This window comes from Bizionia myxarmorum (assembly GCF_008086205.1).
GTDB lineage: Bacteria > Bacteroidota > Bacteroidia > Flavobacteriales > Flavobacteriaceae > Algorimicrobium > Algorimicrobium myxarmorum.
Genome location: NZ_VSKK01000002.1, coordinates 120,071 through 133,224 on the forward strand (window position 1 = coordinate 120,071; position 13,154 = coordinate 133,224).

The 13,154-nt window shown below is 34.1% G+C and carries 10 protein-coding genes; 7 read left to right on the forward strand and 3 right to left on the reverse strand.

Annotated elements, in window-relative coordinates; translation table 11 throughout:
- Nucleotides 1-47: 47 nt before the first annotated feature.
- From mgtE to miaE, 3 genes are all read right to left on the reverse strand, one after another.
- Nucleotides 48-1,388, reverse strand: a complete 1,341-nt coding sequence (mgtE, locus tag ES674_RS09635) for a magnesium transporter (RefSeq protein WP_148403794.1) — start codon at nt 1,386-1,388, stop codon at nt 48-50.
- A 288-nt stretch (nt 1,389-1,676) separates the two neighbouring features.
- On the reverse strand, nt 1,677-2,945 hold the full coding sequence (locus ES674_RS09640) for a carboxypeptidase-like regulatory domain-containing protein (RefSeq protein ID WP_148403795.1): 1,269 nt from the start codon (nt 2,943-2,945) through the stop codon (nt 1,677-1,679).
- A gap of 194 nt (nt 2,946-3,139) precedes the next feature.
- Complete coding sequence (gene miaE, locus ES674_RS09645; protein WP_148403797.1) at nt 3,140-3,721, reverse strand: tRNA-(ms[2]io[6]A)-hydroxylase; 582 nt, start codon at nt 3,719-3,721, stop codon at nt 3,140-3,142.
- Between the two features lie 116 nt (nt 3,722-3,837).
- On the opposite strand from miaE, the gene bshC reads away from it, so the two are divergent.
- The 7 genes from bshC (at nt 3,838) to ES674_RS09680 (ending at nt 13,038) form a co-directional block, all read left to right on the forward strand.
- Nucleotides 3,838-5,442 (forward strand): bacillithiol biosynthesis cysteine-adding enzyme BshC, encoded by a 1,605-nt coding sequence (gene bshC, locus ES674_RS09650; RefSeq protein ID WP_148403799.1) that lies wholly within the window; start codon nt 3,838-3,840, stop codon nt 5,440-5,442.
- Between the two features lie 3 nt (nt 5,443-5,445).
- Entirely contained in the window at nt 5,446-6,816 is a 1,371-nt protein-coding gene (locus ES674_RS09655; RefSeq protein WP_148403800.1) for a pyridoxal phosphate-dependent decarboxylase family protein, read from the forward strand.
- 59 nt (nt 6,817-6,875) lie between these two features.
- Nucleotides 6,876-8,411, forward strand: a complete 1,536-nt coding sequence (gene guaA, locus ES674_RS09660) for a glutamine-hydrolyzing GMP synthase (RefSeq protein WP_148403802.1) — start codon at nt 6,876-6,878, stop codon at nt 8,409-8,411.
- Nucleotides 8,412-8,581: 170 nt separating this feature from the next.
- Nucleotides 8,582-10,531, forward strand: coding sequence for a LysM peptidoglycan-binding domain-containing protein (locus tag ES674_RS09665; protein WP_148403803.1), 1,950 nt, complete (start codon nt 8,582-8,584; stop codon nt 10,529-10,531).
- Nucleotides 10,532-10,535: 4 nt separating this feature from the next.
- Complete coding sequence (locus ES674_RS09670) at nt 10,536-10,937, forward strand: OsmC family protein (RefSeq protein ID WP_148403804.1); 402 nt, start codon at nt 10,536-10,538, stop codon at nt 10,935-10,937.
- Between the two features lie 45 nt (nt 10,938-10,982).
- Nucleotides 10,983-11,213: a DUF3820 family protein gene (locus ES674_RS09675; protein ID WP_148403806.1), complete on the forward strand. Its 231-nt coding sequence runs from the start codon at nt 10,983-10,985 to the stop codon at nt 11,211-11,213.
- A 190-nt stretch (nt 11,214-11,403) separates the two neighbouring features.
- A complete protein-coding gene (locus tag ES674_RS09680) occupies nt 11,404-13,038 on the forward strand; it encodes a CTP synthase (RefSeq protein ID WP_148403808.1) in 1,635 nt (544 codons plus the stop codon).
- The last annotated feature ends 116 nt before the right edge of the window (nt 13,039-13,154 follow it).

The window sequence follows — 13,154 nt, forward strand, 5'->3', positions numbered from 1 at the left end:
ATATAGAGATAATGAGTTGTGAAAAAACAATTTTTATTCTTTTTCAATTAGAATTCCAATAATCTAGAAGCAATAGAAAAGTAAATTAGTACGCCACAAATATCCGATAAAGATGTTACTAACGGGGCACTTGCCGTTGCTGGATCTATTTTTAGCTTGGTAAATATAAATGGTAATAGCAGTCCAATTAAACTGCCCAACATCACGTTTATAACCATTGCAATACATACAATTACTACAATTTCTGGTGCTCTAAAACTTGCAACAGCCGCTATACTCGCAGCCATAGTAATCCCTAATAAAAAGGAAACTAAAAGTTCGCGCCCAATTAATTTATACCAATCTGAAAGTTGTATTTCGCCCAAAGCTAAATAACGAATCATTAGGGTTGCCGATTGGGAACCAGCGTTTCCACCACTATCAATTAATAAGGGTAAAAAGAAAACCAGCGCTACAAAAGATTGAATTACATCTTCAAAACTTTCTAAAGCAGCTCCAGAAAAAATATTCATAAAAACTAAAAGCACCAACCAAACAATTCTATTTTTATAGAGATTGAAAATGCGCTCTTTTAATGGGTTTTTACCAACATTTTGAACGGATCCGAACTTATGGAAATCTTCAGTAGATTCTTCTTCAATAACATCCATAATATCATCGAAGGTTACAATACCTAAAAGGACGCCCTCCTGACTTAAAACCGGCAAGGCAACTCGATCGTAATTTTTGAAAACGGAAATGGCACTTTCCTGATCGTCCATAGCATGCAACGACACAAATTTATTATCAATAAGTTCGTCAACTAATTGGTCTGGTGAGGCTAGAATTAATTCTTTAATACTAATGTCATCGATGAGTTTCCATTGGTCATCAATAATGTAAATGACATTTAAAGTTTCAGAATCTTTACCATGTTGACGAATATGGGCGAAAGCTTCTGCAACCGTAAAATGAGATCTAATGGCCACAAATTCCGGTGTCATTAAACGACCAATACTATCTTTTGGATAGCTTAAAAGTTGAATGGTGATTTTTTGCTCTTCAGGTGATAGTTTTTGAATAAGGCGTTGCGCAATATCGCCAGGTAATTCTTCAAAAAAGGCCGTTCTATCATCCGGATTAATATCGTTAAGTAAACGGGTTAGTTTTTGAAAATTCTCTGCTAAACCTTCAATAACATTCTCTTGTTCGGTTCTTGGAAGTAACTTAAAAACTTCTTTGGCTTGCTTTCTAGAGAGTAATCTAAATAAAATTATTTTATTGCCTTTGGAATTGTCTTCTACTAGTTGTGCGGCTTCTACAGCATCCAACGTTTTTAGAGCACGCTTTAGTGTCCGCCATTTTCTAGTATTGATTAGCTCAAGAAAAGCTGTTTCTGTATTTGGCATACCGGAAGTTTTTTAAAATTACGTATGGTGACTATTCTTATAAAAATGCAAAATTCAAAAAAAAATATTAAGAGTTTTCGAATAAGAATTCAATCCATATTTTTTAGGAATAACAGCAAATGTAAGCCTTATCTTTAGTAAAACTAAACAATATGTTCAGGTTGTTTAAAACATGAAATTTATGAAAGTCCAAGGTCAAATAAAACAAACTTTAGCTTGTTCTTAAAATTTCTAAAGGAAAATAACATAGATGAAATTGAGATAAATCGTATTCTAAAACTGCAAATTTTATGATTTATCTAGCTGCTTTTGAATTTTCTGAATAGCAGATTCTATAGATTTCTCGGGTTCAATGATATTGTATTCTCCCCAAAATTCCGAATCTGAAAAACCAGATGCTTCATCCAATAAAATGCTAGTAGGTTTTAAAACGCGCAACTTATTATCGGGTCTGGAATATCTTTCATCTGTAGCGTTCCAATTGGTAATGGCCATTTCACTATTTAAGGTATAAACGCTATTGAATAACTTACCTTGCCAATTAACCTTAAAGGTTAAAAGAATATTACTGTAGCTGTATAGCCATTTACCATTGCTGTTTCTATAGTTTACGCGATAATTGGCCTCTACAGGATATACTTTGGCGCGTCTTGGTTTGCGTTTTACAAAGAGCTCACTCGCCAGTTCTCTATTTTCAACATTTAAACTATAAACGGCGCTGGTTAAAGCGTAGGTTTTGGCATCAATATAAAGTTTCCCGAAATATAAGGGCATTTGGAGTTCTGGATATTGCTTAAAATTCACAACGTACACGAGTTGATCGTTAATTACAGTAGATTTATCAAAGGAATAAACATAATTATCTAAATTGTCTTCACTAAAAATATATTGCGGGTATTTCATAATATCAGCATATAAATTACTAAAGGGACCGCCTTGAAGTTTTAAAGCAATAGTATCTAATTTAGCGTAATTCGTGTTTTTCCTGACTTTCACTATGTCAATTTCATCACGTTTGGTATTGCTGTTTGGTTGCTTATAAATAGAAACGACCGCCTCGGCTAAAGAAGCATTTTGGCGTCTTTTTTTTATAGTTTCTCTGTAAAATCCAGTCATTTGCATATTAGAACCCATGTAATTATCATCATTTCTTTTAAGCATCATTCGCACTAGAATTTCAGCACTCTTGGGTCTGGTGATATTGACTTCTTCAAGTGATGTTGCAAATTGATCCAACATAATGGTGCTATTTGCTATAACATCAGAAATCTGAATTTTCTTTTCAGCATATCCTAAATAGGTAATTGTTATAAAACCATTTTTAAAATCTGCTGGAATTTTTAATAGATAATCACCTTCTGTATTCGAAATAGTAGCAATGTTAGAATCTGAAACCACCAAATCTGCAAAAACAAGCGCATCATTGGTTTTACTATCTATTATTTTACCGCTTATTTCAATAAGTGATGTGGAATCAACTTGTGCAAATCCTAGGATATTATTCCCTATAATAACCAGTAGTATCAAGGATTTTTTAAAAAATGACTGTATTTTCATAGCACTATTAATAAGAGAGATAATTTACTCATTATTCATGAAATTATGATTCTCTTGAATAATATATTTTAATGGAGACTGAAAATAAAATTGAAACGAATTATTTCTAAAAAGTTTATTTCTAATATTTTTTAGAATGAACTATCTCTTTTCAAAAGCAGTTCTTAACATGAAGTTGATTTCAATAAAACGTTCTAACCATGAATAGTCTCTGATTTTCCATAGTTTTGAATGACTTTAGCTTCAAAATCAATCAATTCTTTCCAACGCGTATCCACATCCACATCTTGACCATATTTTCTAGCAAAACCAATAAATATGGTGTAATGTCCAGCTTCGCTAATCATGAGTTCATGATAAAATTTGGCCAGTTCAGGATCTTTAATATTTTGTGATAATAGTTTAAAACGTTCACAGCTTCTAGCTTCAATCATCGCAGAAAATAAAAGTCTGTCTACCATGGCCTGAACTCGATTGCCACCTTTGTTCATAAACTTATAAAGTTCATTTACATAACTGTCCTTGCGTTCGCGACCTAATTTATAACCGCGTTTTTTTATGATGTTATGCACCATTTCAAAATGTTCCAATTCTTCTTTAGCCAAGGCCAATAAGTCCGTCACTAAATCTGTGTATTCTGAATTTAGTGTAATAATAGTTATAGCATTAGTAGCCGCTTTTTGCTCACACCAAGCGTGATCGGTTAATATTTCCTCTAAATTTGATTCTGCAATATCAACCCATCGCGGATCTGTAGCTAATTTTAAACCTAACATAAATACTTTTTTGCGTAAAGATACTCAATCTTTTTGGCGCTTATCTGTAAATATTTTAAGTTATTTTTAAGACTAGAAACCGTATATTTGCGCTTTTAAAACTTCAATGTTTAACTATGCCAAGCGACTGTATTCCCTTTAGAGACACCAACTATTTTTCAGGTTTAATCTGTGATTATTTAGATGAGAAATCGGCTTTAAAACCTTTTTATCACCGCTTTCCAAAGCTGGATAATTTTAAAGCTCAAATTGAAGAAAAGAAAGGGTCTTTTACTTCAGAATCTAGAGCTATTTTGGTTTTAAGTTTACAGGAACAGTATAAAAATTTTAATAGTTCATCTTCAACTAAAAGAAATATTGACGCTTTAAAGGATGAAAACACCTTTACTATTACAACAGGGCATCAATTAAATATTTTTACGGGTCCACTTTATTTTTTCTATAAAATTATTTCAACCATTAATTTATGTGAAGAGCTAAAAGCGAAATATCCTGAAAATCAATTTGTGCCTATTTATTGGATGGCTACCGAAGATCATGATTTTGAAGAAATAAATTACTTTAATTTTCAAGATAAAAAGGTGCAATGGAATCGCGAAGCTTCCGGTCCTGTTGGAGAATTGGATTTAGAAGGTTTCGAATATGTTTTTGAAGTGTTTTCGAAACAATTACCTAAAAGTATGCATGCCGATAAACTAACGAATTTATTTAAGAAAGCCTATGTGGATCATTCCAATTTAACCGATGCCACCCGCTATTTGGTAAATGAGTTGTTTTCAGAATACGGATTGGTTATTTTAGATGGAAATGATAAAGCCTTAAAAAAGGAGTTTATTCCATTTGTAAAAGAAGAACTTATCAATCAATCGTCTTTCAAAAATGTTTCAGAAACCAACGAAAAACTGAACGGTTTGCCTGAAAATTATAAAATTCAGGTGAATCCAAGAGAAATCAATTTATTCTACATAAAACCTGGATTACGGGAGCGCATTGTTGAGGCGGATGGAATATTTCACGTTTTAGAAACTAGCATGTCATGGAATAAAACGGAATTATTAGAAGAAGTTGAAAATCATCCCGAACGCTTTAGTCCCAATGTTATTTTACGTCCGCTATTTCAAGAAATCGTTTTGCCTAACCTGTGTTATATTGGCGGTGGCGGCGAATTGGCCTATTGGTTTCAACTGAAATCAAATTTCGAAGCTCACAACATTCCTTTTCCCATGTTGTTATTGCGAAATTCGGTCGTGTTAACCACAACAAAACAACAAGAGAAATTACACAAATTAGGTTTAGAAACTAAAAATTTATTTTTAAAGCAATCAGATTTGTTAACGAAGGTTACCAAAGATATTTCCGAAATTAGAATCGATTTTTCGAATCAAAAAGAACATCTTAAAAAGCAGTTCCAAGATTTATATACTTTGGCAGAGCAAACCGACAAATCTTTTAAAGGTGCGGTTGCTGCGCAAGAACATAAACAAATTCAAGGTTTAGAACATTTAGAACAGAGGCTTTTAAAAGCTCAAAAACGAAAATTAGCAGTCGTTTTAGAACGCGTAAAGCTGCTTCAAGATGAAATATTTCCAAATCAAAGTTTACAAGAGCGACAAGCTAATTTTTCTACCTTTTATTTGGAGTTTGGAGACCAATTAATTCAGCAGTTAGTGTTAAATTTGCAACCGCTGAAAGGCGAGTTTTTAATACTAAATTTAGAGTAATTCATGCATAAAATTGATATTGGACTTATTGAAATGACTTTAGATGTCATGAAATATGCCATTGGTAGAATTTCAGCTACCGAACACCAAATAGGACAGCCTAAAAAATACGAAGATTTAAAAGCACTTGTTGGCGAGACCGTAACCGAAAAAGGTGTGGGCGGCGAGTATGCTTTTAACTTATGGAAAGAGCATTTATCAAAAGCCAACGTTCCTGTAGATCACCCAAGAAATTTAGCATTTGTTCCGGCAGCACCAACGCGTGCGGCTATTATGTTCGATTTGGTTACATCTGCCTCTAGTATTCACGGTGCGTATTGGATGGAAGGTGCCGGTGGCATTTTTTGCGAAAATGAAGCTATGTCATGGATTGTGTCTTTAACAGGGTTACCAGAAGGTGCTTTCGGCGTTTTTACGAGTGGCGGCACGGCAGCTAATTTATCGGCCATTGTAACCGCGCGTGAAAACTGGCGTTTGGATGATACCTATAAGCGTGAAAAAGGCTTAATAATTACGTCTATCGGTGCACATTCTTCCATTAAGGCTATGGCGAAAGTGGCTGATGTAGATATTATGCTAGTGGATTCTGAAGAAAGACTAACGGGTGCCGATTTACGCGAAACTATTGATAATTTAAACTTTCACCAACGTAAACGTTTATTTGCAGTGGTTGCAACAGGCGGAACAACAAATGCTGGAATCATCGACGATTTAGAAGGCATTGCAGATGTTTGCGAAAAAGAAAACTTGTGGTTTCATGTAGATGCTGCTTACGGTGGAGGTGCTTTAGCAGCCGATTCGGTAAGACATTTGTTCAATGGTATTGAACGTTCAGACAGCATTACAATTGATCCGCATAAATGGATGTTTTCACCTTATGATTGTGGTGCGGTAATTTATAAATACCCAGAATTAGCTAAAGCAGCCCATTCCCAACAAGGATCTTATTTAGATATTTTTAAAGATGAAGGTGCTCATGGTTTTAATCCAACCGACTATCAAATACAATTAACCCGCCGTGTACGTGGTTTACCATTATGGTTTTCATTAGCAACGCACGGAACGGATAGGTATAAAGAAGCGGTAGAGCGCGGTTTAGAATTGGCGCAATTGGCTGGTAAAATGATTACCGAAAACCCGAACGTGGAATTGGTAAGAGAACCAAGTCTGTCATGTGTTTTATACCGACGAATTGGATGGGAACCAGAAGATTACACAAATTGGACCTATGAAAATCATAGAAAAGGTTTCGCTTTAGTAACGCCTACCAAATGGAAAAATGGTGATGCATTTGAAACAGTTTCACGTTTTTGCTTTATTAATCCAGATACAACAGAAAAAGATATTCAAATGATTTTAGACTCTATGAATTAATTATTCAAAAAAGTTTAGGTCATAAACAGCTAATCAAAAATCAATTGTTATTTTTACGCATGCAACACAACAACGTACTTATATTAGATTTCGGCTCGCAATACACCCAACTTATTGCACGCCGCGTTAGGGAACTCAACATTTATTGTGAGATTTATCCATATAACAAAATTCCAAATAATTTAGAAACTTATAAAGCCGTAATCCTTTCAGGAAGTCCTAATTCTGTTAGAGGTGAAGCTGTTTTACATCCGGAGTTAAAAGGTATTCGTGGTGAAAAACCACTTTTAGCGGTTTGCTATGGTGCGCAATATTTAGCCCATTTTTCTGGGGGTGAAGTTGCGCCTTCAAACACGCGAGAATATGGTCGTGCTCATCTTTCTTTCGTAAAAGAAAAAGAAGATTTTTTCCATAATATCTATACAGGAAGTCAAGTTTGGATGAGTCATAGCGATACTATTAAAACACTTCCAAAAAATGGCGTTTTACTGGCCAGCACAGAAGATGTTGAAAATGCTGCTTATAAAATTGAAGGTGAAGATACCTATGCTATTCAATTTCACCCAGAAGTGTATCATACTAAAGACGGAAAGCAATTACTGGAGAATTTTTTAGTGCATATTGCTAAAGTCGAACAAGACTGGACGCCTCAATCTTTTGTTGAAGAGTCTGTTGCCGATTTAAAAGAAAAGTTAGGAAATGATCGTGTTGTTTTAGGACTTTCAGGCGGTGTAGATTCATCAGTAGCAGCTATGTTATTGCATAAAGCTATCGGCGAAAATCTCTATTGTATTTTCGTTAATAATGGTTTATTGCGTAAAAATGAATTCCATGATGTGTTAGATCAATATAAAGATATGGGTCTTAATGTAAAAGGCGTTGATGCTTCGGCACGTTTTTTGGATGCACTTGCAGGATTAAGCGATCCAGAAGAAAAGCGTAAAGCAATTGGTCGCGTATTCATTGAAGTTTTTGATGATGAAGCTCATGAAATAACAGATGTGAAATGGTTAGCTCAAGGTACTATTTATCCAGACATTATTGAAAGTGTTTCTGCAACTGGTGGACCAAGTGTTACCATTAAAAGTCATCATAATGTTGGTGGATTACCAGATTTTATGAAGCTTAAAATTGTTGAGCCGCTTAAAGCACTTTTTAAAGATGAAGTTCGCCGCGTTGGTGCTTCTATGGATATGGACAAAGACCTATTGGGTCGCCATCCATTTCCAGGTCCTGGTTTGGCTATTCGTATTTTAGGAGATATTACAGCAGAAAAAGTGCGTATTTTACAAGAAGTAGATGCCGTGTTTATTGGTAATTTAAGAAAGTGGAATCTGTATGACAGCGTTTGGCAAGCAGGTGCTATTTTGCTTCCAGTGAATAGCGTTGGTGTTATGGGCGATGAGCGTACTTATGAAAAATGTGTGGCGCTTAGAGCCGTAGAAAGTACAGATGGCATGACAGCCGATTGGGTAAATTTACCATATGAGTTTTTACAAAAAACATCCAATGAAATAATAAACAAAGTAAAAGGCGTTAATAGAGTAGTGTATGACATTAGTTCTAAGCCACCTGCAACAATTGAGTGGGAATAAATAAAACATCACTTCGAGTGATTTTTGAGGAACGAAAAAATTGTATCGAGAAGTTAGGCGTTACCACCAAGTTCGCTTCTTCTAATTAATTTTTTTTATTCCGTTAATTTTAAAATGAATATAAAGGATGGCGTTGCAATCGTTAACGCAAATCCGAACGTATATAAATTATGAAGAAACTCTTATATATTTTAGGTATTCTGTTATTTGTTGCTTGTGGTTCTGCATCACAAGCTCAAAATTACAAAACCCATAAAGTTCAAGCTGGCGAAACCGTTGAAAGTATTGCGAGACAATATCAATTAACAGCGTTTGATATTTATGCATTAAATCCAGATGCTAAAAAGGAGTTAAAACGCAATGCCGTTTTAATTATTCCCAATAAAAAAATTGATCGTACTGCGCCACATGCAGCCATTGAGCGTGAATTAACAGGTTTCAAAAAACACACAGTTAAGCGTAAAGAAACCTTGTATAGTTTAGCTAAAGAGTATAATGTAGCACAAGACGAAATTAAAAAACACAACACTTTTTTATACGCCAATAACTTACGTAAAGGCGATGAAATTAAAATTCCAATTTATAAAAAAGTATTTACAGTTTCAAAACCGGATGCTACTGATGGTAATTCAACTGGAACAACTACATCCACAAAAAAATACACGGTTTTACCGAAAGAAGGAAAATGGCGTATAGCCTACAAATTTGGAATAACCGTTGCTGAATTGGATGCTTTAAATCCAGGAATTAATGCAGTTTTAAACGATGGTGAAATTATTAATGTTCCAAATATTAATAATACAGAAGAAAAACCAGTTGACAGTAAATACTCGTATTATGAAGTATTACCGAAAGAAGGTTTTTATAGACTGAAAGTAAAATTAGGTTTGGATCAAGACCAATTGGAAGCCTTAAACCCAGAACTTGTAGAAAGCGGACTAAAAGTTGGTATGGTATTAAAAGTGCCATTTAGCGCCAATGTGGAAGACGAAAATATAAAATTAGAATCTAAAGATTTAACAAATTCTATAAGCAGTTACAAGCAAAAGCATATTGCTATAATGTTGCCGTTTAAATTGAATAAACTAAATACGGACTCTATTTCTGATACGAAAGCACAAATTTTAAAAGACCCATTTATAGATATGTCTTTAGATTTTTACTCTGGAGTTGTCGTGGCATTGGACTCCCTTAAAAATTTAGGGGTTAATTTAAAAGTTGATATTTATGATACTAAAAATACGGGTAGTGAAATATCCAGTATTTTAAATAATAACAACTTTAATGATGTTCATGCTGTAATTGGACCATTTATGCCAGAAAACATTAAGAGAGTGGCGAATGAATTACAAGGGCAAAATATTCCTGTTGTTTCACCTTTGGCTAAAAATTTAGAGATATCGGAAAATGTATTTCAATCCAGACCTTCTGAAGATTTATTAAAGGAAAAAATAGTTAAGTATGTAAATGATGATGCGACTATAAGTCAAATTATCATCATTTCAGATGAAAGTCGCGCTAGTATTGCCAACGATTTAAAAAATAGTTTTCCAACGGCGTCATTAATAAAATCTCGAAAGAATAAAAGTGGTACAGACGGCTTTTATATTTATGATACCGACATCACGTCCAAATTAAAACCAGGTAAAAATTTCATCTTTTTTGAAACAACAAATGCTGGTTTCGTTTCCAATGTTACTAGTAAATTGAACTCTTTGATTTCCAAAGACCGTCAGATTATTTTAGGAACCACTGAAATGGGAGCTGCTTTTGAAGATGATGAGGTTTCTAATTCTCATTTATCCAATTTACAATTCACCTTTGCAGCTATAGCAAAAACCTTTAATGAAGATGATAATAATAGTTTCGCTATAGAATATCAAAAACGTTATGGTGTTTCTCCTAATAAAATAGCGGTTCGTGGTTTTGATGTTACCATGGATGTGGTACTGCGTTTAGTGAATTTTACAGACCTTTATGAATCTGTAAGTCAAGCGCCTTTAACGGAATATGTGGAGAACAAATTTGCCTACAAAAAGAAAGTTTCAGGCGGATTTTATAATGATACGGTGTATTTAGTTAAATATGAAGATTTAAAAATCAAAGAAATTAAACTCTAATAACATGACAGCAACTGTAGTTTATTTAGGCAATTTAAGTACTGAAAACACACACTTAAAATCGGGTAATACTTTTATTACGGATGCACCTCTTGATAATAATGGTAAAGGTCAAGCGTTTTCGCCAACCGATACTATTGCCGCCGGATTAGCGAGTTGCATGTTAACAGTTATGGGTATAAAAGCGCAAGACCTGGATTATAATATGTCTGGAACAAAAGCAGAGGTCACTAAAACAATGGCTTCAGAACCAAGACGAATTTCAAAAATTGAAGTTGTTTTAACCTTCCCATTAGGAGCTGATAGTAAAACTCAGAAAATTCTAGAAAATACGGGAAGAACCTGTCCTGTTCTTTATAGTCTGCATCCAGATATTGAAAAAGATATTACTTTTAATTGGGAATAGGCTTTTTATTAAAACACTTTTAGAAATTCATATATCATAATTTTCATGGAACCTGACAGAGAATTTCTTATTAAACTCGCGCATACTAAAATGCCTTTCGGTAAGTATAAGGATCGGTATTTAATAGATTTACCCGAGTATTATGTGGTTTGGTATCACACTAAAGGATTTCCAAACGGTAAACTAGGAGAGATGCTTCAAATGGTTTATGAACTGAAACTGAATGGTCTTGAAGAGTTAATTAGAAATATTAAAAGAAACTTTCCTAAAATTTAAATTTAATTATTTTCTGCCGCCTTTTTTGTTTTAATTATCTAGATATCAATTGCCTACTTTTTATATTTATTCATGTAATATTTTTTGGTTCATTTAAATACTGAAACGTAAAAATCATGATTTAATATTCCCAACAATGGCTTGATACCTAATTTAATTTTGTAAATTCGCAGGCGTTTAACAACGCATCATGACAACTACAACAAAATACATATTCGTAACAGGAGGTGTAACCTCTTCTCTTGGTAAAGGTATCATTGCCGCCTCTCTAGCAAAACTCTTGCAAGCCCAAGGTTACCGCATAACTATTCAAAAATTAGATCCCTATATTAACATAGATCCAGGAACTTTAAATCCGTATGAACATGGTGAATGTTACGTAACGGAAGATGGAGCAGAAACCGATTTAGATTTAGGTCATTACGAACGTTTTTTAAACGTACCAACTAGTCGCGCTAATAACGTTACTACAGGTCGTATTTATCAAAGTGTTATTGATAAAGAACGTCGTGGCGAATTTTTAGGGAAAACTGTTCAGGTTATTCCACATATTACAGATGAAATTAAAGAACGTGTTCAAAAACTAGGTAATTCTGGCGATTTTGACATTGTTATAACCGAAATAGGTGGAACAGTAGGAGATATTGAATCCTTACCCTATATAGAAGCCGTACGTCAATTACGTTGGGATTTAGGAGAACAGAATGCATTAGTTATTCATTTAACCTTGATTCCTTATTTATCTGCTGCAGGTGAATTGAAAACAAAACCAACCCAACACAGCGTTAAAACTTTGATGGAAAGTGGTGTTATGGCAGACATTTTAGTGTGTAGAACCGAGCATGAATTACCAATGGATTTACGCCGAAAACTGGCCTTGTTTTGTAATGTTCGCGAAGAAGCTGTTATTCAATCTATAGATGCATCTACTATTTATGATGTGCCTAATTTAATGCTTAAGCAAGGTTTGGATACCGTGGTTCTTAAAAAGTTAGGTTTAGAAAGTCATACACCAGATTTAACACGATGGAATGAATTTTTAAAACGTCATAAAAATCCGAAGACCGAAGTTACTATTGGTTTAATTGGAAAATATGTAGAACTGCAAGATTCATATAAGTCTATTTTAGAATCTTTTATTCACGCTGGTGCTGAAAATGAAGTAAAAGTTAATGTTGAAGCTATTCATTCAGAATATTTAAACGAAGATAACATTCATGCTAAACTATCACATTTAAATGGTGTTTTAGTGGCTCCAGGTTTTGGGGAACGTGGTATTGAAGGTAAAATTGCTGCCGTTAAATATGTGCGCGAAAATAATATGCCATTTTTAGGAATTTGCTTGGGTATGCAAATGGCCGTAATTGAATTTGCTAGAAATGTGCTGAATTTAAAAAACGCTAATTCTACAGAAATGGATTTAAATACGCCGTATCCAGTTATTGGTTTAATGGCCTCTCAAAAAGATGTCACTGAAAAAGGCGGTACCATGCGTTTAGGTTCTTGGACTTGCGATTTAAAAGCAAATAGCATAGCACATAAAGTGTATAAAGCCAATAGTATTGCAGAAAGACACAGACATCGTTATGAATTTAATAACGAATTTAAAGCGCAAATTGAAGCTGCAGGGATGGTTGCCACGGGAATTAATCCAGATACTAATTTAGTTGAAATTGTAGAAATTCCGGAGCATCCTTGGTTTATGGGGGTTCAATACCATCCGGAATATAAGAGCACGGTTGCAAATCCGCACCCACTTTTTGTAGCTTTTGTAAAGGCTGCATTAAAACATAAGAAGAAACATCAAGGTGTCAGTATGGCATAAAAATAATTTTGGATAGTTTTTTGTAAAAAGCACTAAACTATGTGATTGATAATTTTATTCTGTCTTTTTTCAAGTGAAATCGTTTAATACAAGAACCTTAAGATTTTACATTTAGA